Genomic DNA, 20,178 nt, shown 5'->3' on the forward strand with positions numbered 1-20,178 from the left:
GAATTCTCGGCCACACCGGACCGCGGGGCCTGCGACCTCGGTCTCGTCCGCGTGTCATCGGCCGTGCGTATAGTCCGCGACATGGGTTTCCTGGGAGGGATCTTCGGGTCCGCGCGAAAGAAGTTCGGGCGGAAGGTTTTACAACAGGTCCTCGCGCACGGCTCCGTCGCCTCCGCCGATTACGACCCGGCCGACGACACCGTGCTCTTCCAGATCCGCGGCGGCGGCACCGGCTGGATCAATGTGGCCATGCTGTACCGGCGCTTCGACGGGTGCGCCGGGCCCGAGCTGTCCGCCATGGTGTACGACATGGTCCAGGCCGCGGTCTCCCAGCGCAGCGGCGCCACCGGCCGCGCGGGCGGTGCGGAGCAACCCGAGGACACCTGGGAGCAGGTCGCCGCGACCGTGCGGCCGGTGCTGCGGCCCGCCGGGCACGACCTGGTGCGCGTCGGCGACCGCAATATCAGCGGCGTCGTGCTCACCCGGCGGGTGCTGCCCTACCTGGTCGAAATGGTGGCCATCGACCGGCCCACCACCATCCAGTTCGTCACCGCCCAGCACCTGCTGGGCTGGGGCGTCGACGCCGACACCGTGTACGCGGCCGCGCACGAGAACATGACCGAGCTGGCCATGAGCGCCCTCACCGCCTTCGAACCCGCCGAAGGCACCCGCATCCTCGAATTCGACGACGACGAGGGCGAGACGTACATCGGTGCGCTGCCGCTGATTCCGGGCTGGCTGGCCGGTGTGGCGGCCCGCACCGGCACCCGGCCCGTCGTGTTCCTGCCGGGGCATCTGGGCATGTACCTGGTGCTCGGCGCGGCCGAAGGGTCCGCGTCCGAGGAGATGCTGCCCCAGCTGCTGGCGCTCGCCGAGGAGAAATACGACCGGGCGCTACGCCCGGTGTCACCGGTGCCCTACACGGTGGACGACGACGGCGAGCTGATACCGCTGCGACTGCCGGAAACCCATCCGGCCTGGCGGGCGCTGCAGCACGCCGAAGCCACCCTCGCGGCCAAAGTCTATGGCGCGCAAACCGACAAGCTGCGCGCCGACGCCGACCGGGAGGCCGCGGTCAGCGACCTGCTGCAGGTCCGCGACCAGGACGGCACCGAATACACGATGACGCCCTGGACGGGCTACGGGAACACCATCCTGCTCCCGCGCGCCAACTACATCTGCTTCGTCGGCCGCGACGGCGACGCCTTCCGCGTGGCCTGGGACGATGTGGCCGAACTCGTGGACCTGCACCCCGCCGAGGAGTACGACCCACCGCGCTACCGGGTGGCGGGACACCCCTCGGCGGAGATCATGACCAGGCTGCGCGCTCTCGCCTCCTGAGCGTGTGTCGCAGGGCACGCGGTTCCCGGCGAATATCGAAGGCCCGCTGTCACTTTCTTCGGCTACTGTCGGGCTTTGTGGACGGAGCCCCCGGCAGAGCCCCGGTGAACAACAGCACAGCGGTGAACGAGAGCGCCCTGGACGAGGTGAGCGCCCTGGTGAACCGAGCGCGGCTGATCGCGAGCATGGCCGGAGGGGACGAACCCGAATTCCTCTTCTTCTGGGGGCACACCCGCACACCCGGCCACGCCGTCGGCAAATGGGTGCTCAGCCAGTGGTGGCCGGTCGACTTCACCGTCGACGGCCAGACCTACGGCAGCGCGGAACATTTCATGATGGCCGAGAAGGCCCGCCTCTTCGGTGACGAGGAGATGCGCGCCAAGGTCCTCGCCGGCGAAACCCCCGCCGACGCCAAACGCCTCGGCCGCGCCGTCCGCGGCTTCGACCAGGACGCCTGGGTCGCGCACCGCTACGACATCGTGATGCGCGGCAGCATCGCCAAATTCGGCCAGCACGAGGACCTTCGGCACTTCCTGCTCGCCACCGGCGACAAGGTGCTGGTGGAGGCCGCGCCCCGCGACACCGTCTGGGGCATCGGCCTGGGCGCGGACAACCCCGCCGCCGCCGATCCCCGGACCTGGCGCGGTGAGAACCTGCTCGGCTTCGCCCTCATGGAGGCGCGGGCCGTGCTGGCTATGGAGACCTCGGCTCCCTGAGCGGGGCGGGGCGCTCCGATGCTCCGGCCCGCTGTTCGGCCGCAAGCTTCCGATACACCCCGGCGCCGTACGCTGCGGTCGCCTGCCCGTCGGCCAGTGTCCGGAACACGTCGGCGGTCCGGCTTCCGGGTGGGGCGCAGTAGACGATCATCCGCTGATCGGTGTCCGAGATGTGCATGACCTGGCATTCGAACTCCAGCAGGCCCAGGGCCGGATGGTCGACCCGTTTGTGGTGTGCCCGCCGCACTTCCACCTCGTGTGCGTGCCACATGTCCGCGAAACGTGTCGAGGTGCCGAGCAATTCGGTGACCAGGCTGCTCAGTGCGGGATTGCCGGGGTAGCGGGCGTACGCCGCGCGCAGGTCCGCCACCGTGGAGCGGGCGAAACACCGGGTCGACTCGTTCGACCACTGCGGATGGTCGTGGGCCTGATGGAACATCCAGCGCACCATATTGCGCTCCTGCTCCGGGTCGGCGTCGATGTCGCCGATGAACGGGACGGCCCCGCGATTCCAGGCCAGCACCTCGTAGGTGGCATCCACCACGTAGGCGGGTGCGCCGAGGGTATCCAGAATGATCCGAACCGACTGCGGCACCGTGCGATTCGGTCCCGCCACCGCCGGCGGATTCTCCCCGCCCATCCGGTACAGATACTCCCGCTCGTCCACCGTGAGCATGAGCGCCCGCGCCAGCGCCGCCAGCACCTGTCGCGACGGCTTCGCCCCGCGCGCCTGCTCCAGCCGCACGTAGTAGTCCACCGAGATCCCCGCCAGCTGCGCGACCTCCTGCCGCCGCAAACCCGGTGCGCGCCGGTTGATTCCGTCGGGCAGACCCACATCCGCCGGGCTCAGCCGATTGCGCCGGGTGCGCAGGAACGCCGCCAGTTCACTCCGATCCGTCATACCTCCAGTCTCGGCCACCGGCGCGCGCCGTGGGTGGTACAACTTGGTCCTCCCCAGCCCGAGCGCCCGGTGTGAGGCTGACAGTCATGACAACCACAGCACTGATCACCGGGGCCAACAAGGGAATCGGCTTCGAAACCGCCCGCCTGCTCGCCGCGCGCGGCATCACCGTCCTCGTCGGCGCGCGCGACCCGAAGCTCGGGCAGGCCGCCGCCGAGAAGCTGCACGCCGAAGGCGCACAGGCCCATTTCGTGCGCCTGGACGTGACCGACCGGGAAACCATCGACCATGCCGCCGCGTGGATCGGCGAAGAATTCGGCAGCCTGGACATCCTCGTGAACAACGCCGCCATCGCCGGGGGTGACGAGGGGGACTGGAAGCCGTCCACGACCTCGGTCGCCTCACTGCGAAAGGTGTTCGAAACCAATGTGTTCGGTGTGATCGCGGTGACCAACGCCGTGCTGCCGCTGCTGCGTCGGGCCGAGGCGGCGCGGATCGTGAACGTGTCCAGCGAGGTGGGCTCGCTGGCGGGAATGATGGATCGGAACGGTCCGATGTGGCCGATGACCGGCATTCCCTACCCGTCCTCCAAGACCGCCCTCAACATGGTCACCGTCATGTACGCCAAGGAGCTCTGGGACACCGGCATCAAGGTGAACGCCGCCAATCCCGGCTACTGCGCCACGGATCTCAACGGCAACAGCGGATTCCGCGCCGCCGAACAGGGCGCCGAACCCACCGTGCACCTGGCCACCCTGCCCGCCGACGGGCCGTCCGGTCAGCTGTGGGGATACCTGTGGGGGCAGGACGCCTACGGCCCGCTGTCCTGGTGAACTCGAATCACCCTTCGGCAGAAGTGTTTTCGTCTGCGCGGCCGGTCTTCCGCTCGTGCAGGAGCAGCAGCAGGTAGGCGGAGACGCTCTGCGCGCAGGAGATTCGGCCGTCCGCGATCATGGCCTCCAGTTCCGCGCGGGAGAACCAGGCCGCTCGCATATCGGCCTCGGAGGGCTCGCGTTCGTGCGGGCCCTCGGTCAGGCCGGTCGCTACGAAGATGTGCCCGCGATGGCTGCAGGTCGCGGAGGCCGGGGCCAGTTTGCCCAGGTAGGTGAGGGTTTCGGCGCGTAGGCCGGTCTCCTCGCGCAGTTCCGTGCGGGCGGCCTCTTCCGCGTCGAAGGTTTCGGCTCCGCGTACCGCGCCGCCCGGGAACTCCCATACCCGTTCCTGCAGTGGGTATCTGAACTGCTCGATCAGATGGAAGCGGTCACCGTCCTGGGGGATGACGATGGCGTAGTCGGATTTGTCGACCACCGCGTAGATGGAGGGGGCACCGTCGGGCAGGCGGACGATGTCCTCCCGGACCGATATCCACGGGTTGGTGTAGATCTCGCGCGACGATTCGGAGTCCATGTGACGATCCTGCCGCACTCGGGTATCCATGCGTGCCGGACTTCCCGCCACCGGCTAGGCCGGACGGTTGCCGGTGACTGTTTCGGCGGCGGCGATGGTGGCGTCGGCCAGGTCGACCAGTTGGGTGGCGGTGAGGTTGGTGTCGGGGCAGGCGACTATCGAGGCGATGACGGTGCCGTCGCTCGCGAATACGGGGGCGGCGACGGAGACCACGGCGTTCTGGTCGGTCAGTTCGTCGGGGAGGTAGTCGATGGTGATGAGGTCGGTGATCAGGGCGTTGAGGCGGTGGCGCAGGGGGTCGGTGACGGGGGAGTGGCGTAGGGAGGCAAGGGCTTCGAGCATGGGGGCCGAATCGTCCGCCAGGCGTTCCACCGAGTAGCCGCGGGTGCGGATGGCCTCGAGGACGGCCTCGAGGCGGACGCGGTGGGCCGGGTCGGCGGCGGCGAGCCAGGCGGCGCGGTCGGCGGCGGGGGCCCAGGCGACGAATTCGCGGCAGACCGGGGGAGCCAGGGGGATGTGGCGGCCGGGGCGGATCCACGGCACGGACGGGGTGCCGATCACCTCGGTGACGACGATCGAATGCTGTTCGCGCTCGGCCAGGAAGACGGGCGCGCCGTGCGCGACGGACAGCGCGCGCATGGCGTCCAGCGCCAGCCGGCGCAGCGGGAAGGCGGATTCGGTGCGGCGGGCCACCGCCATCAGGCCCAGGCCGAGGCCGTAGTTGCCGTCCTCGTCGCGCAGGGTCCAGCCGTCGGCGGTGAGCTGACTCAGCACCGCGTGCGCGGTCGCCCGGGACATGCCGGTGGCGCGGACGATGCGCGCGAGCGAGAGATGCTCGGCCGGATGCCGGGACAGCAGTTCGATGGTCTGCACCACGCGGCGGGTGGGCGGAGAGACGAGCGTGCCCGGTGCGGCGTTCTCCGTGGGCACACTGCCGATAGCTGCGTCCGTGACGGAATCAGGCTCGGACGGCGCTGTGGCAGTGGTGATTTCGGGCAATTCAGACTCGCTCACGGTTGGCGGGGGCAGCGCGGCCGATGGTAGCGGGCCGGGGGGAGCGCGCGCAGAACTGGGCGTGCGACTAGCGAATTCGCCGTCAGGGGTTGACCGTCGGGAAGCTGCCGACATATCGTCGGTGTCACATTATCGAACAATAGCGTCGAATATTCGACAGCGCAACTCGGTGGGTGACAGGAATTGGTGAACGCAACACGGGCGGGGTACGAGCTCTCGCATCTGTCGGCACTGGAAGCCGAATCGGTGCACATCATCCGAGAGGTCGCGGCCACCTTCGAACGGCCGGTGCTGCTCTTCTCCGGCGGCAAGGATTCGGCGGTCATGCTGGAGCTGGCGCGGCGCGCCTTCTGGCCCGCACCGCTGCCGTTTCCGCTGCTGCACATCGACACCGGGCACAACTTCGACGAGGTGATCGACTTCCGGGACCGGACCGCCGCACGACTGGGGGCGCAACTGCTGGTCGGGCGGGTGCAGGACGATATCGACGCCGGGCGGGTGGTCGAGAAGGCGGGGGAGACCCGTAACCGGCTGCAGACGGCCACCCTGCTGCGGTCCATTCGCGAACATCGGTTCGACGCCGTCTTCGGCGGGGCCCGGCGCGACGAGGAGAAGGCGCGGGCCAAGGAACGCGTATTCAGCTTCCGCGACGAATACGGCAGCTGGGATCCGCGGGCACAGCGGCCGGAGGTCTGGAACCTCTACAACGGACGGCACGCCAAGGGCGAGCACATCCGGGTGTTCCCGCTGTCGAACTGGACCGAGCTCGATATCTGGGAGTACATCGACCAGGCCGAGGTGGAACTGCCGTCGCTGTACTACGCGCACCGGCGCACCGTGCTCGAACGCGACGGAATGCTGTTGGCGGCCAACCGATTCCTGACCCTCCAGCCCGGTGAGACAGCGTACGAGACCACCGTGCGCTTCCGCACCGTCGGCGACGCCACCTGCACCGGCTGCGTGGAGAGCGAGGCCGCCAACCCGGCCCAGGTGATCGCCGAGACCGCCGTCACCCGCCTCACCGAACGCGGCGCCACCCGGGCCGACGACCGCATCTCCGAATCCGGTATGGAAGACCGCAAGCGAGAGGGCTACTTCTGATGGGCCACGACACCGTAGTCCGGCACTCGACGGAACGAAACACCCCGCGCCGCAACCTGTTGCGCCTGGCCACCGCGGGCAGTGTCGACGACGGCAAGTCCACCCTCATCGGGCGGCTGCTGTTCGACTCCAAGAGCCTGTTCACCGATCAACTCGACGCCATCGAACGCGCCAGCATCGCCCGCGGGGCCGGTGCGCCGGATCTGTCCCTGGTCACCGACGGGCTGCGCGCCGAACGCGAGCAGGGCATCACCATCGATGTCGCCTACCGCTACTTCGCCACGCCGCGAAGGAAATTCATCATCGCCGACACCCCGGGGCATGTGCAGTACACGCGCAATATGGTGACCGGCGCGTCCACCGCCGACCTCGCGCTGATCCTGGTGGACGCGCGCAAGGGCGTCTCCGAGCAGACCCGGCGGCACGCCTTCCTGTCCTCGCTGCTGGGCGTCGGGCACCTGGTGCTGTGCGTGAACAAGATGGACCTGGTCGACTGGTCCGAGCAGCGATTCGAGGAAATCCGTTCGGAATTCGCGGATTTCGCCACCAAGCTCGATGTCGGCGACCTCAGCTTCATCCCGGTGTCGGCGCTGCACGGCGACAATGTGGTGGACCTGTCCGAGCACACCGCCGGCTGGTATCCGGGGCCGCCGCTGCTGCGGCATCTGGAAGAGGTGCACGTGGCCTCCGACCGGAACCTCATCGACACCCGGCTGCCGGTGCAGTACGTGATCCGGCCGCACGGCGACAGCCAGCGCAGCTACGCGGGCACCGTGGCGGGCGGCATCTTCAAACCCGGCGACGACGTCGTGGTGCTGCCCTCGGGACGCCGCAGCAAGGTCGCGCAGATCTGGGCTCCGGGCGGGGACAAGGTGGAGGAAGCCTTCACCGGCATGGCCGTCTCGCTCACCCTCGACGACGAAATCGACATCGGCCGAGGCGATATGCTCGCCCGGCCCGGCAATCAGCCGCATCAGGATCGCGAACTCGACGCCATGGTGTGCTGGTTCTCCGACGACACCGAACTGCGCGCGGGCAACGAGTATTCGATCCGTACCGCCACGCAGACCGCCAAGGTGGAGGTCGCCGAGCTCGACTACCGGCTCGACGTGAACACCCTGCATCGGCAGACCGACGCGGATCGGTTGGGGCTCAACGACATCGGGCGATTGATTCTGCGCAGCAGGCAGCCGCTGCTGTTCGATCCCTACCGGGACAACCGGGCCACCGGCAGCTTCATCCTCATCGACGAGACCAGCAATCGGACCGTCGCGGCGGGCATGATCACCGGGCGCTCCACGGGCGCGACGCGGGTCGAGCACCGGGCGTCGAATGTGGTGTGGCACAGCTCCGCCGTCGATCGCGGCCAGCGGCTCAGCAGCGGTGCGACCATCTGGCTCACCGGGCTCTCCGGTTCCGGGAAGTCCACCATCGCAGTGGAATTGGAGCGGCAGCTGATCGCCGCCGGGCAGCCCGCCTACCTGCTGGACGGGGACAATCTGCGGCACGGGCTGAACAAGAACCTCGGCTTCACCGATGCGGACCGGCGCGAGAACGTGCGGCGGGTGGCCGAGGTCGCGGCCCTGTTCGCGGACGCGGGCACCATCGCCATCGTCTCGCTCATCAGCCCGTTCGCGGCGCAGCGCCGGGACGCGCGGAAACTGCACGAGGACAAGCATCTTCCGTTCCGGGAGGTGTTCGTGGACACCCCGCTCGGCGAATGCGAACTGCGGGATCCCAAGGGGCTGTACCGGAAGGCGCGCGCGGGGGAACTGCGCGAGTTCACCGGCATCTCCTCACCGTACGAACGGCCCGAATACCCGGAACTCGTGATCACGCCCGGCGATGGCACACCCGCGGAGATCGCGGCACTGATTCGACGCACCCTCATCAACCGAGAAACAGGAACCGCCGATAACTGATGGATCAAGCCACTAGTCAACCTGATCTGGCGCACGCCGAACTGCCGCTCACGGACCCGTTCCTCGCGGCCGTCGCCGAAGCCGAGAAGCTCATCGCCGCAGCCGAATTCATTCGCGACGAGCACGACCTCGCCGACGGATACGACTACCTGCAGGGCAGTATCGCCGCGGTGCTGCAGCTGTCGCGGGCGCACGGGAGATCGCATCCGTACTTCGTGACCTCCACCGGGCCCTACACCAAGATGGGGCTCGACAACCCGGACACGCTGTACTACCACGCCAGCGTCGAACCCGAGGCGGAGTACCTGCTCACCGGCGTACGCGGGAGCACCGTGGATCTGAGCTTCCAAGTGCTGAAAGGTGATTACACCGCCACCGACGTGCCCAACGGCGACGACGCCTTCGACGACCGGCGGCTCGAGATCGCGGCCGACGGCAGCTATCAGCTGAGATTCGGTCCGCCCAAGGAGAATCCGGGACCGAACTACTTCGTGCTCGGCGAGGGCGCGTCCATGCTCGCGGTGCGCGAGGTGTACGGGGACTGGAATGCCGAGCGCAAGGGCACCATTCGGATCGAACGGGTGGACACGGCCGGCACCGCGCCCACCGAGCTGAGCGTGGAGCAGCTGCGCAAGCGGTACCGGGCGGCGGGGCGGATGCTGTTGACCCGGGTGCACACCTGGTTCAACTTCCCGAAGTGGTTCTACCTCGATCTGGATGTCAATACGCTCACCGAACCCCGGCTCACGCCAGGGGGATTGAGCACGCAGTACTCGTCGGTGGGGCATTACGATCTTGCCGATGATCAGGCGCTGGTGATCACCGTGCCGAAATCCGATGCGCCGTATCAGGGATTCCAACTGGGGTCGCGCTGGTACATCTCGCTCGACTATGTGAACCATCAGACGAGCCTCAATCACCAGCAGGCACAGGTGGATCCGGACGGACTCATCCGGCTCGTGGTGAGCAACAAGAACCCCGGCGTCACCAATTGGCTGGAGACCACCGGGCGCGGGCGCGGAATCCTGCAGTTCCGGTGGCAGCGGGTGGATCGGCCCATGACCGCCGCCGACGGGCCGAGCGTGGAGCTTGTGCCCTTCGACAAGATCCGGCAGGTGCTGCCGTACTACAGCGAGAACACCATCGACGAGCGGGCCTGGCGGGAACGAATCGCCGACCGCCAGCGCGGATTCGCAGGAAGGATGCTCGGATGAGCACGCAGAACACGGGGTTGCTGGCCGACAAGATCGTGGTGCTCAGCGGTGTCGGTCCCGGGCTCGGGCGATCCATCTGCCTCGAGGCCGCCGCGGCCGGAGCGACCGTCGTGCTCGCCGCGCGTACGGAATCGCGGCTGAAGGAAGTCGCGGCGGAGGTCGAAGCCGCGGGCGGGACCACGCTGTCCGTGCCGACCGACATCACCGATGACGACGCAGTGCAGAATTTGGTCACGCGGACCGTCGAGACCTTCGGCAAGGTCGATGTGCTGGTGAACAACGCGTTCTCGGTGCCGTCCATGAAGCCGTTGGCGCGCACCGACTTCCAGCAGATCCGTGACAGCATCGACCTGACCGTGCTGGGCGGGCTGCGGATGACGCAGGCCTTCACCGAGGCGCTCACCGAGACCAAGGGCGCGGTCGTGATGATCAACTCGGCGGTGCTGCGGCACTCCGAACCCCGGTACGGCAGCTACAAGGTCGCGAAATCCGCGCTGCTGGCGCTGTCGCAGACGCTGGCCACCGAGCTGGGGCCCAAGGGGATTCGCGTCAATACCGTTGCGCCGGGCTACATCTGGAGCGATCAGCTGAAGTGGTACTTCGGTGAGGTCGCCAAGAAGTACAACATCACCCCCGAGCAGGTGTACGAGCAGACCGCCTCGCGATCGGATCTCAAGCGGCTGCCCGAACCCGACGAGATCGCACGCGCCGTGGTCTTCCTCGCCTCGCCGTGGGCCAATGCCATCACCGGGCAGACCCTCGACGTCAACTGCGGCGAATACCACGTCTGAGCAAGGAGTTTCACGTAATGAGCGGACGTACCAACGTCGGCACGGTCGAGGATCTGCACGCCTCGGCCACCAAGGTCAGCGGGCTCACCGACTTCGGCGGCACCGACCACCACGAGGCGCTCGGCGTCCTGCTGGAGTCCTACAACCGCGACGCCGGGCTCACCGAACTCGGCAGCAAGATGAGCCGGTACTTCCTGCGCGGCGCGCTGGTGGCGCGGGCACTGAGCGAGATCTCCTGGAAGGCGAATCCGGGATACGCCGAAACCCCGGTCGCCCGGCCGATTTTCGTGACCGGACTGCCGCGCACCGGCACCACGGCCCTGCACCGGCTGCTGGCCGCCGACCCGCAGCATCAGGCGCTGGAAATGTGGCTGGCGGAGTTCCCGCAGCCGCGCCCGCCGCGCGACACCTGGGCGGACAACCCGATCTATCAGCAGATCGACGCCGGGTTCGCGCAGCATCGGATCGAGAATCCGGAGTTCATGGGGCTGCACTACATGAGCGCGGCCGATGTGGAGGAGTGCTGGCAGCTGCTGCGGCAGACAGTCAAGTCGATCTCCTACGAGTCGCTGGCCTACCTGCCCACCTACTCACAGTGGCTGCGCACGCAGGACTGGACCGACGCCTACACCCGGCACCGGAAGAACCTGCAGCTCATCGGGCTGGGGGACAGCCGGCGGTGGGTGCTCAAGAATCCGAGCCACCTGTTCGCGCTGGACGCGCTCATGCGGGCGTACCCGGACGCGCTGATCATTCAGACGCATCGGGATCCGGTGACCATTGTCGGATCCTCCTGCAGTCTGTCCGAGCACGCGGCGCGCGGGTGGTCGACCACCTTCACCGGCGAACGGATCGGGGAGACGCAGCTCGAGCTGTGGTCGCGTGGATTCCACGAATTCACCACGGCGCGTGCGCGATACAACCCGGAGCAGTTCCTCGACATTCAGTTCGAGGATTTGCGAGCCGATCCGATGGGGACCGTCGAGAAGATCTACTCCGCGTTCGGCATCGAGTTCACCGACGCGGCGCGCGCCGCCATGTCGGCGCTGGACGAGGAGAGCAAATCCGGTGACCGCAAGCCCGCGCACCGGTACGCGCTGGCCGACTACGGGCTGACCGAGGACCAGGTGCGGGAGCGGTTCCGCATCTCCTGACCAGGTTTCAGAGTTCCGGTCATACCATCCGGCAATGGTCGGCATCACCTGCTGTCGGCGGGTGTCGCGGCGGTCCGCACGGGTACGTCCTCCTCCGAGGACGCCGCGCGGGCCGCCGTTCGCTGTTGCGCGGGGAGTATTCGGCTGCGCGACACTGTATTTCGGCTGATCGCTACGACTGGGCGCTGCCCGCGCGCCGTCGGCTGCGGCGCTCGGCTATCGCGTCGTAGCGCAGGCGCAGGCCGTCGAGGAAGGCGGCGAGCGCGAGTTCGAAACTCTCCGTGTCGATTTCGTCGGCCTTGGCGCGGAGCAGGTGGGCTTGGTCCAGGTGCGGGTAGCGGTCCCGGTAGACCTGGATATCGTCGAGGAAGCCGCGCGAGAACGAGCCGATAGTGGAGCCCATCACCAGGTAGCGGGTGGCCGCGCCGATCATGGTGGCCTCGCGCGGGGGCCAGCCGGCGGTGACCAGACCGCCGTGCACGGCGTCGGCGGCGCGCAGGTTCTCGTCCCGGTTGCCGGGGCCCGAGGCCAGGTAGGGGACGAAATTGGGGTGGCGGACCAGGGCGGCGCGGTAGGAGCGCGCCCAGGCGGTGAGGCCCTCGCGCCAGTCGCCGGAGTCGAAGACCGAGGTGTCGACGCGGGCCATGATGCCGCGCGCGATGTCGTCGAGGACGTCGTCCTTGGTGGGGTAGTGGCCGTACAGCGAGGCCGCCTGCACGCCCAGTTCGGCGGCCAGTTTGCGCATGGACAGCTCGGGCAGGCCGTCGCGGTCGATGAGGGACAGGGCCGCGTCGCGAATGCGATCCCGGCTCAGCAGTGGCACTTTCGGCCTGGCCATGATCCCCGCCTTCTCTGCGACTCACTCCGTGGGCGTCGAATTTAGCACCCGGGCTTGATAAACCGAACATCGTTAGGATAGCTTCTGTCACATAAACCTAACAACGTTTGGTTAGGAGCCTCAGGGATGGACTTCGAACTCGGCGAGTCGCAGCGCGAACTGCGCGAACTCGCCCGCACGTGGGTCGACAAGGAAGTCGTGCCGCACGCCGCCGCATGGGACCGCGCGGAATCCGTGGATACCGCCATCGTCGGGAAACTCGGGGATATGGGCTTCCTCGGCATCGAGATTCCCGAGGAGTACGGCGGCTCCGGCGGCACCGCACTGGACTACTGCCTGCTGCTCGAGGAACTCGGGCGCGGAGACAGCTCCGTGCGCGGCATCGTGTCGGTCTCGCTCGGGCTGGTGGGCAAGACCATCAAGACCTACGGCACCGAGGCGCAGAAGCGGGAATGGCTGCCGCGCCTGTGTTCCGGGCAGGCGCTGGGCTGCTTCGGGCTCACCGAACCCGGCACCGGCTCGGACGCGGGCAGCCTCGTTAGCAAGGCCGTGCGCGACGGTGACGACTGGGTGCTGTCCGGCACCAAGATCTTCATCACCAACGGCACCTGGGCCGATGTGGCCCTCATCTTCGCGCGCAGCGGCGGGCCGGGGCCCAAGGGCGTCACCGCGTTCCTGGTGCCCACCGACGCACCGGGATTCGGGCGCACCGAGATCAAGGGCAAGCTCGGACTGCGCGGGCAGGCCACGGCCGAACTCGTACTCGACGGGGTGCGGGTGCCGGACTCGGCGCGACTCGGCGACGAGGGACAGGGCTTCAAGATCGCCATGGCGGCGCTCGACAAGGGCCGCATGGGTGTCGCGGCCGGATGCGTCGGGGTGGCGAAGGGCTGCCTGGAAGCGTCGGTGAAATACGCTCGGGAACGCGAGCAGTTCGGCAAGCCGATCGCCTCCTACCAGCTGGTTCAGGAACTGCTGGCCGATATCGCCGTCGAGGTGGACGCGGCCCGGCTGCTCACCTGGCGGGTGGCCGACCTCATCGAACGCGGGCAGCCGTTCGGGACCGAGGCGTCGGTGGCCAAACTCTTCGCCAGCGAGGCCGCGGTGAAGGCCGCCAACAATGCCATCCAGGTGTTCGGCGGGTACGGGTACATCGACGAGTACCCGGTGGCCAAGTACCTGCGCGACGCCCGCGTGCTCACGCTGTACGAGGGCACCAGCCAGATCCAGAAACTGCTCATCGGGCGGGCGCTCACCGGCGTGAGCGCCTTCCTCTGACCTGTATATCGGGCACTGACAAGGAGATTCACATGACCAAGGTCGCATTCGTGACCGGTGCGGCGCGCGGGATCGGCTTCGCGACCGCCGCGCGACTGGCCGCCGACGGCTTCACCGTCGCCATCGCCGATCTGGACGAGGCCGCCTGCAAGAACGCCGTCGCCACCGTCGTCGCCGACGGCGGCAAGGCGATCGCCGTGGGCTGCAACGTGACCGACGAGGCGCAGGTCGACGCCGCCATCGACGGCGTGGTGGCGGAACTGGGTTCGCTCGACGTGCTCGTCAACAATGCCGGCGTGCTGCGCGACAACCTGCTGTTCAAGATGTCGGCGGACGACTGGGACATCGTCATGTCGGTGCATCTCAAGGGCGCGTTCCTGTGCACGCGGGCGGCGCAGCGGCACATGGTGAAGCAGCGGTCCGGCAAGATCGTGAACACCTCCAGCGTATCCGCGCTGGGCAGTCGCGGGCAGGCCAACTACAGCGCCGCCAAGATGGGCATCCAGGGGCTGACCCGCACGCTCGCCATGGAATTGGGGCCGTTCGGCATCAATGTCAATGCCGTCGCACCCGGATTCATCGTCACCGAGATGACCGATGCCACCGCCGCGCGGGTGGGCGTCAGCCCGGAGGAGTTCCGGGAGAACGCGGCAAAGATCACGCCGCTGCGGCGGGTCGGCGAGCCCGCGGATATCGCGAACGTGGTGTCGTTTCTGGTCTCCGATGATGCGTCGTTCGTGACCGGGCAGACCATCTACGTCGACGGCGGCCGACGGCTCTAGGAAGCGGATCACCAGCGGTTCAGAGGGAAATATCAATGCAGCGAACAGTTTTCAACGCCGATCATGACGCCTTCCGGGAGACCGTGCGGGCATTCATCGAGGCGGAGGTCGTGCCCGTCTACGACGAGTGGTACGAGGCGGGCATCGTGCCGCGCGAGTTCTATTACAAGCTGGCCGAACTCGGGGCCTTCGGCATCGAGGTGCCCGAGGAGTACGGCGGCGCGGGCATCGAATCGTTCAAGTTCCAGACCATCCTCATCGAGGAAACCGCCAGGGCCGGAGTGTCTTTCGGTGGCTCCGGGGTGCACGTGGGACTGTGCCTGCCGTATCTGAAGAACCTCGCCACCGAGGAGCAGAAGAAGCGGTGGCTGCCCGGATTCGTGAGCGGCGAGACCATGTTCGCCATCGCCATGACCGAGCCGGGGACCGGATCGGATCTGGCCGGAATGCGCACCACCGCAAAGCTTTCGGCGGATGGGACGCACTATGTGCTGAACGGGTCGAAGACCTTCATCACCGGTGGCGTGCATGCCGACCGGGTGATCGTGTGCGCTCGTACGGCCGCGTCCGCCGCGGAGGATCGGCGGTTCGGGATCTCGCTGTTCGTGGTGGACACCAAGGCCGAGGGATACGCCGTCGGGCGCAAGCTGGACAAGCTGGGGCTCAAGGTTTCCGATACCGCCGAGCTCAACTTCACCGATGTGAAGGTGCCGGTGGAGGATCTGCTGGGGGAGGAGAACAAGGGGTTCTCCTACCTGGGGCAGAATCTGCCCCAGGAGCGGCTGTCCATCGCGGTGGGGTCGTACGCGCAGGCCGGTGCGGCGGTACGGTTCGCGAAGGAATACACCAAGCAGCGCAATGTCTTCGGCAAGCCCGTCGCGCATTTCCAGAACACCAAGTTCGAGCTGGCCGCCTGCCAGGCCGAGGTGGATGCCGCCGAGGCCGTGGTGGATCGCGGGCTGGAAGCGCTCGACGCCGGGACTCTGACCGCCGCCGACGCGGCCTCCGCCAAGCTGTTCTGCACCGAGGTCGCGGCGCGGGTCATCGACCGCTGCCTGCAGCTGCACGGCGGCTACGGATTCATCAACGAGTACCCGATCGCGCGCCTCTACGCCGACAACCGGGTGAATCGAATCTACGGTGGCACAAGCGAAGTCATGAAAATGATCATCGCCAAGGATATGGGGCTCTGATCCCGTTCTCCGGAGGGCTCCGCGAGCCTTCGCCCCCGAACCCCACCCACAAGATCCTGGAACGAGAACTGAAGGAGCGGTTCGCATGACGGTCGTGGACTTCGACAGCTTCGACGCGCTGCGGGCGGCGGCCGGCACGGAAATCGGTGTGAGCGACTGGATTACGATCGACCAGGCGCGCATCGACACCTTCGCCGACGCCACCGGCGACCATCAGTGGATCCACGTGGACGCCGAGCGGGCCGCGGCGGGGCCGTACGGGCGCACCATCGCGCACGGGTTCCTCACCCTGTCGCTGCTGGTGCCCATCACCGGGCAGGTGATGACCGTCGGCTGCGCGCGCATGGCGATCAACTACGGGCTCGACAGGGTGCGCTTCATCAACCCGGTGCCGGTCGGCAGCCGCATCCGCGGGCGGATCACCCTGAACACGGTCACCGATATCCCGGGCGGCGTGCAGGCCGACCGCACCGTCACCATCGAGATCGAGGGCGAGGCGAAACCGGCCTGCGTCGCCGTGAGTATCGCGCGTTATCTGGCGTGAACTACTCGCCCGGACCGAAAGCCTCTGCCGCCAAGGGGCTTTCGTCCGGCGTCATGGTGGCCACCACCGCGATGCCCGCGGCCCGGAAATTGCTCAGCGCCCGCGCGATGTGATCGGCCGAGGTGATGAGCACGGCCGCGTGCACATTGAGCGCCTGCATCAGCCGCGCCGAGAAGGTCGCGTTCTGCACGGTGGAATTGGCCTGGGTCTCGGTGTGGATGCGGCCCGGGTCGATCCCGCGATCGATGAGCCAATCCGCCATGGCCTGCGCCTCGGTGACGCCGTTCTGCGGATTGCCGCCGGTGACGATGACCGGGGCCTCGGGGGACAGCAGGGCCGAGACGTACCCGGCGTAGAGGCGGTTGATCAGCTCCAAGCGCATGCCGCCGTCCGGTTCCAGGCCGTAGCCGAGCACCACGATGGCGGTGTCCGGGCGGAACAGCGCGGGCAACTGCAGACCGGGCAGGGTGAAATCGAATCCACCCAGCGCGTCGATGGCCGCCAGCACATCGCGGGGGACGCCCTGCGCGTCGGCGAGGGCGGTGATATCGCTGAGCCCGGTGACATCGGCCGGGCCCGCCGACTCCACGGGCGCGATGACATCGCCCGGCGCGATGATGTCTGTGGGTGCGGTGATGTCGCCGGGCGCGCCGAAACCGTTGCGCTCCTGGACAATGCCGCGCCCTTCGGCATCGGGGAAGCCGTCGAAGGGATCGATCGGCGGAGCCGCGACCGGGTCGGCATGGGCCGGGGTAGCCGTGGCGATGACGGTCACCGTGACGCCCGCCAGCAGGGCGCGAACGGCGTTGGTACGGAGGGTATTCGGCATCGCGCGGCGGTGGCGGCCCGGCGGGCTCCACCACTGACCCACCGAAACCCGCTGCCACGGTGGGGTTTCGGCACTGCGTCTGTGTCGGCCCGAGCCGTTCGGCAGGGCCCCGGTGCGTATGCGTTCGAGGGCGGTACCGCTACTGCGCAGGGCTTCGGGAACGCCGCGGCGGAGTGCGGATATGGGCGCAAGCAGGTGATTCAGCATCGCAACCCCCTACGGCAGTCGACTTGTGACTACCGGTCGGTTCACAACTTCGATCAATGATGCCGCGAGTTGATCTCGGCTGTAAGCGAATTCACGAAATCAAGATCCGATTGGCGGAAGAATCGGTGGCGCGCCGGAATCCGGCCACGCACCGCCCGGGCCACGGGGCCGCCGATCGATCAGGGCCGCGGGTACTCCGGAGGCGCGGGGGGAACACTGTGCGTGCTCCGCGGGAACGAAGATTGTCTAAGGTTGATCCCATGATTACCGCGATCGTGCTGATCTCCGCCGAGTCCGCCCGCATTCCGGAGACCGCGCAGGCGCTGGCCGATATCGAGGGCGTGGCCGAGGTGTACTCGTGCGCGGGCGACGTCGACCTGGTGGCCATCGTGCGGGTGCGCGATCACGAGCAGATCGCCGAGGTCGTGACCGGGCGGGTCAACAAGACGCCCGGCGTGCTGCGCACCGCCACCCACATCGCCTTCAAGTCGTACTCCAGCGCCGACGTGGAGGCCGGATTCTCGATCGGCGAATAGGGCGCAGTAGCCCTCGATGCGACGGCCGGGCGATACGCCCGGCCGGACAGCGTTCCTAGCCGAGCGTGTTCGTCACCGCTGCCCAGCGTTCCAGCAGGTCAGCGGCTGCGCCGGTGTCCACGGCGGCGGCCACCCGCTCCAGGGCGGCGGCCAGCTTGGCATAGAGGTCGGCCTCGAGGTCGTCGGCGGTGAGCTCGTAGGCCACCACGGCGGCCGCCGAATTCAACAGCACCGCGTCCCGCACCGGGCCGGGCTCACCCGCGAACATATTGCGGGCGATCACCGCGTTCAAGGTGGCGTCCCCGCCCTTGAGCGCCTCCGGGGCGACCCGCTCGATACCGAGTTTGGTTGGGTCCAGGGTGGTTTCGACCGTGCGGCCACCCGCCACCAGCCACACATCGGTGGTGTCGGCGGTGGTGATCTCGTCCAGACCGTCATTACCGCGCACCACCAGCGCCGACTGGCCGCGCGCGGCGAACGCGCCCGCGATCACCGGAACCAGGTTCGCGAAGGCACAGCCGATCAGACCGGCCTGCGGCTGCGCCGGATTGGTCAGCGGGCCGAGGATATTGAACACCGTCGGGATGCCGATCTCGCTGCGCGCCGGACCGGCGAACCGCAGGCCCGCGTGGAAGACCGGGGCGAAACAGAAACCGATGCCCACCTGGCGCACGCACTCGGCCACCTGCTCGGGGCCCAGCGCGATCTTCACACCCAGCGCCTCGAGCACATCCGCGCCGCCGCTCTTCGAGGACGCCGCGCGGTTACCGTGCTTGATCACCGGAATCCCGGTGGCCGCCACCACGATCGAGGACATGGTGGAGATGTTCACCGTGCCCGAGCGGTCACCGCCGGTGCCGACGATATCCACCGCCGTGCCGTCGAACTCCACCCGGCGCGCGTGCGAGAGCATGCCCTTGGCCAGGCCGTCCAGCTCGGTCGGGGTCGGGCCCTTCATCTTCATGGCCACACCGAACGCCGCGATCTGCGCCGAGGTGGCGGCATCGCTGAAGATCTCGTTCATGGCCCACGCCGCCTCGTCCGCGGACAGATCGTTGCCGTCGGTGAGGGTGCCGAGGATTTCTCGCCAGCTGCGCGCGCTCATTAGCTCTTCTCTTCCGTTGCCGGGTGTTGTGCCAAGCCTAGTGTGCGGGCTGCAGCGCGTCCCAGCCCAAGGCATTACCGTCATGCCGCTGCGCCAGCCCCGCCATGCGCGAGCGCTCCTGCGAACAGTGCAGCGCGTCCAGCACCTGCACACGCTGCAGGATCAGCGTCGCGGGGTCGGATTCGTCCACCGACGCCGTGTCATAGCCATCCTGCGCGGCAATGACCTGCACCGCATTCACCTGCGCCGCGGGTATCACCAGATGGTGGCGCAACACCGCCGGACGGTCCGCCACCCAGCCCTCGGCCTCGTTCAGCACAGCCGAACATGCTTCCGCGTCATCGAAACTCGACGCCACCACGATCAGACTCGGATCGTTCGCGTCCAGTTGTGTTGGTGTGTCACGCCGCAAGAACCTGCGCCACCAAGAATCCGCACCCATAGTTCCCTTTCGATTCAGCTCAGGTTTCTCTTACCTGCAGGTTCTACGCTCGCCCGTGACACGCCGGGGCCCCGGCGAGACGCGCGCTCGCCCTGGGGTTTCCGACACGTACGACAAAGTTTCGTACCCGCCTACACCTGTCGTACTACGACGAGTCATACTTACCGGCGTGACGACCGCAGTAGGGACCCCAGGATCGGCCATTACCCAGCGTGTGCATTCGCTGAACCGGCCCAATATGGTCAGCGTCGGTACCATCATCTGGCTGTCGAGCGAGCTGATGTTCTTCGCCGGCCTGTTCGCCATGTACTTCGTTGCTCGCGCGCAGGCCGACCCCGTGCTCGGCTGGCCGTCGAAGCCGACCGAGCTGAACATGGCGCTCGCCGTGCCGGTGACCGCCGTGCTGGTCGCATCCTCCTTCACCTGCCAGATGGGCGTTTTCGCCGCGGAGAAGGGTGACGTCTTCGGCCTGCGCCGCTGGTACTTCATCACCCTGCTCATGGGCGCGTTCTTCGTCGGCGGCCAGGGCTACGAGTACTACCACCTGGTGCACGAGGGAACCTCGATCTCCAGCAGCGTGTACGGCTCGGTCTTCTACATCACGACCGGCTTCCACGGCCTGCACGTCATCGGCGGCCTCATCGCCTTCGTGTTCCTGCTGATCCGCACCACGCTCAGCAAGTTCACCCCGGCACAGGCCACGGCGGCGATCGTCGTCTCCTACTACTGGCACTTCGTCGACATCGTCTGGATCGGGCTCTTCGCCACGATCTACTTCGTCCGCTAGCCGGACGAGGCCGACGCCCAGCCCGCGGTCGGCAAGAAACTTCTGAACAAGTCGGTTCCGTCTACTCCAAAGGGAC

The 20,178-nt window shown here is 67.7% G+C and carries 21 protein-coding genes; 14 read left to right on the forward strand and 7 right to left on the reverse strand.

The window, feature by feature from the left end; genetic code table 11:
* The first annotated feature begins 81 nt into the window (after window positions 1-81).
* Window positions 82-1,341 carry a DUF1444 domain-containing protein gene (locus tag JK358_RS25360; protein WP_201951630.1) on the forward strand — a complete coding sequence of 420 codons (1,260 nt, stop codon included), beginning with the start codon at window positions 82-84 and terminating at the stop codon, window positions 1,339-1,341.
* Window positions 1,342-1,445: 104 nt separating this feature from the next.
* Window positions 1,446-2,057: a riboflavin biosynthesis intermediates N-glycosidase gene (gene ybiA, locus JK358_RS25365; protein ID WP_307817729.1), complete on the forward strand. Its 612-nt coding sequence runs from the start codon at window positions 1,446-1,448 to the stop codon at window positions 2,055-2,057.
* Here ybiA and JK358_RS25370 read toward each other — a convergent pair.
* Window positions 2,035-2,958, reverse strand: coding sequence for a helix-turn-helix transcriptional regulator (locus tag JK358_RS25370; protein ID WP_201951633.1), 924 nt, complete (start codon window positions 2,956-2,958; stop codon window positions 2,035-2,037). The two genes, ybiA and JK358_RS25370, sit on opposite strands and share 23 nt — an antisense overlap.
* 86 nt (window positions 2,959-3,044) lie before the next feature.
* Here JK358_RS25370 and JK358_RS25375 point away from each other — a divergent pair, with 86 nt between their 5' ends.
* Complete coding sequence (locus tag JK358_RS25375) at window positions 3,045-3,791, forward strand: SDR family oxidoreductase (RefSeq protein WP_201951636.1); 747 nt, start codon at window positions 3,045-3,047, stop codon at window positions 3,789-3,791.
* 7 nt (window positions 3,792-3,798) lie between these two features.
* On the opposite strand, the gene JK358_RS25380 is transcribed toward JK358_RS25375, so the two are convergent.
* Both JK358_RS25380 and JK358_RS25385 read right to left on the reverse strand, forming a co-directional pair.
* Window positions 3,799-4,365: an NUDIX domain-containing protein gene (locus JK358_RS25380; protein WP_201951638.1), complete on the reverse strand. Its 567-nt coding sequence runs from the start codon at window positions 4,363-4,365 to the stop codon at window positions 3,799-3,801.
* A 54-nt stretch (window positions 4,366-4,419) separates the two neighbouring features.
* On the reverse strand, window positions 4,420-5,295 hold the full coding sequence (locus tag JK358_RS25385; RefSeq protein ID WP_307817730.1) for a helix-turn-helix domain-containing protein: 876 nt from the start codon (window positions 5,293-5,295) through the stop codon (window positions 4,420-4,422).
* Window positions 5,296-5,565: 270 nt separating this feature from the next.
* Between JK358_RS25385 and cysD the strand changes: the two genes are divergently transcribed.
* The 5 genes from cysD to JK358_RS25410 are packed head-to-tail and all read left to right on the forward strand — an operon-like array spanning window position 5,566 to window position 11,561.
* Window positions 5,566-6,480, forward strand: coding sequence for a sulfate adenylyltransferase subunit CysD (gene cysD, locus JK358_RS25390; RefSeq protein WP_307817731.1), 915 nt, complete (start codon window positions 5,566-5,568; stop codon window positions 6,478-6,480).
* On the forward strand, window positions 6,480-8,402 hold the full coding sequence (cysC, locus tag JK358_RS25395; RefSeq protein WP_201951642.1) for an adenylyl-sulfate kinase: 1,923 nt from the start codon (window positions 6,480-6,482) through the stop codon (window positions 8,400-8,402). Before cysD ends, cysC begins: the two co-directional genes overlap by 1 nt.
* Complete coding sequence (locus tag JK358_RS25400; protein ID WP_201951644.1) at window positions 8,402-9,616, forward strand: hypothetical protein; 1,215 nt, start codon at window positions 8,402-8,404, stop codon at window positions 9,614-9,616. The genes cysC and JK358_RS25400 overlap by 1 nt, the downstream gene beginning before the upstream one ends.
* Window positions 9,613-10,407 carry an SDR family oxidoreductase gene (locus tag JK358_RS25405; protein ID WP_201951646.1) on the forward strand — a complete coding sequence of 265 codons (795 nt, stop codon included), beginning with the start codon at window positions 9,613-9,615 and terminating at the stop codon, window positions 10,405-10,407. The genes JK358_RS25400 and JK358_RS25405 overlap by 4 nt, the downstream gene beginning before the upstream one ends.
* Before the next feature lie 17 nt (window positions 10,408-10,424).
* Entirely contained in the window at window positions 10,425-11,561 is a 1,137-nt protein-coding gene (locus JK358_RS25410) for a sulfotransferase family protein (RefSeq protein WP_201951650.1), read from the forward strand.
* Window positions 11,562-11,733: 172 nt separating this feature from the next.
* Here the strand turns inward: JK358_RS25410 and JK358_RS25415 are convergent, their stop codons facing one another.
* Window positions 11,734-12,399 carry a TetR/AcrR family transcriptional regulator gene (locus JK358_RS25415; protein WP_201951655.1) on the reverse strand — a complete coding sequence of 222 codons (666 nt, stop codon included), beginning with the start codon at window positions 12,397-12,399 and terminating at the stop codon, window positions 11,734-11,736.
* Between the two features lie 126 nt (window positions 12,400-12,525).
* On the opposite strand from JK358_RS25415, the gene JK358_RS25420 reads away from it, so the two are divergent.
* The 4 genes from JK358_RS25420 to JK358_RS25435 all read left to right on the forward strand — a co-directional run bounded on the left by JK358_RS25420 (window position 12,526) and on the right by JK358_RS25435 (window position 16,196).
* Window positions 12,526-13,677, forward strand: coding sequence for an acyl-CoA dehydrogenase family protein (locus tag JK358_RS25420; RefSeq protein WP_201951659.1), 1,152 nt, complete (start codon window positions 12,526-12,528; stop codon window positions 13,675-13,677).
* 32 nt (window positions 13,678-13,709) lie between these two features.
* The gene (fabG, locus tag JK358_RS25425; RefSeq protein WP_201951663.1) at window positions 13,710-14,459 is read left to right on the forward strand and encodes a 3-oxoacyl-ACP reductase FabG; all 750 of its coding nucleotides are present in this window, start codon (window positions 13,710-13,712) and stop codon (window positions 14,457-14,459) included.
* Between the two features lie 35 nt (window positions 14,460-14,494).
* The gene (locus JK358_RS25430) at window positions 14,495-15,652 is read left to right on the forward strand and encodes an acyl-CoA dehydrogenase family protein (protein ID WP_201951666.1); all 1,158 of its coding nucleotides are present in this window, start codon (window positions 14,495-14,497) and stop codon (window positions 15,650-15,652) included.
* 85 nt (window positions 15,653-15,737) lie between these two features.
* On the forward strand, window positions 15,738-16,196 hold the full coding sequence (locus JK358_RS25435; protein ID WP_201951669.1) for a MaoC family dehydratase: 459 nt from the start codon (window positions 15,738-15,740) through the stop codon (window positions 16,194-16,196).
* A 1-nt stretch (window position 16,197) separates the two neighbouring features.
* Here the strand turns inward: JK358_RS25435 and JK358_RS25440 are convergent, their stop codons facing one another.
* Window positions 16,198-17,025 carry a YdcF family protein gene (locus JK358_RS25440; protein ID WP_201951672.1) on the reverse strand — a complete coding sequence of 276 codons (828 nt, stop codon included), beginning with the start codon at window positions 17,023-17,025 and terminating at the stop codon, window positions 16,198-16,200.
* A gap of 467 nt (window positions 17,026-17,492) precedes the next feature.
* Between JK358_RS25440 and JK358_RS25445 the strand changes: the two genes are divergently transcribed.
* Window positions 17,493-17,768: an Lrp/AsnC family transcriptional regulator gene (locus tag JK358_RS25445; RefSeq protein WP_201951675.1), complete on the forward strand. Its 276-nt coding sequence runs from the start codon at window positions 17,493-17,495 to the stop codon at window positions 17,766-17,768.
* 55 nt (window positions 17,769-17,823) lie between these two features.
* Here JK358_RS25445 and trpD read toward each other — a convergent pair whose 3' ends face one another.
* Together trpD and JK358_RS25455 are read right to left on the reverse strand one after the other, a co-directional pair.
* On the reverse strand, window positions 17,824-18,873 hold the full coding sequence (gene trpD, locus JK358_RS25450) for an anthranilate phosphoribosyltransferase (protein WP_201951678.1): 1,050 nt from the start codon (window positions 18,871-18,873) through the stop codon (window positions 17,824-17,826).
* Window positions 18,874-18,910: 37 nt separating this feature from the next.
* Window positions 18,911-19,315 carry a ribonuclease E inhibitor RraB gene (locus tag JK358_RS25455; RefSeq protein ID WP_201951682.1) on the reverse strand — a complete coding sequence of 135 codons (405 nt, stop codon included), beginning with the start codon at window positions 19,313-19,315 and terminating at the stop codon, window positions 18,911-18,913.
* 169 nt (window positions 19,316-19,484) lie between these two features.
* On the opposite strand from JK358_RS25455, the gene ctaE reads away from it, so the two are divergent.
* The gene (gene ctaE, locus JK358_RS25460) at window positions 19,485-20,102 is read left to right on the forward strand and encodes an aa3-type cytochrome oxidase subunit III (protein ID WP_201951684.1); all 618 of its coding nucleotides are present in this window, start codon (window positions 19,485-19,487) and stop codon (window positions 20,100-20,102) included.
* Window positions 20,103-20,178 lie beyond the last annotated feature (76 nt).

The organism is Nocardia acididurans, assembly GCF_016741815.1.
GTDB classification, from domain to species: domain Bacteria; phylum Actinomycetota; class Actinomycetes; order Mycobacteriales; family Mycobacteriaceae; genus Nocardia; species Nocardia acididurans.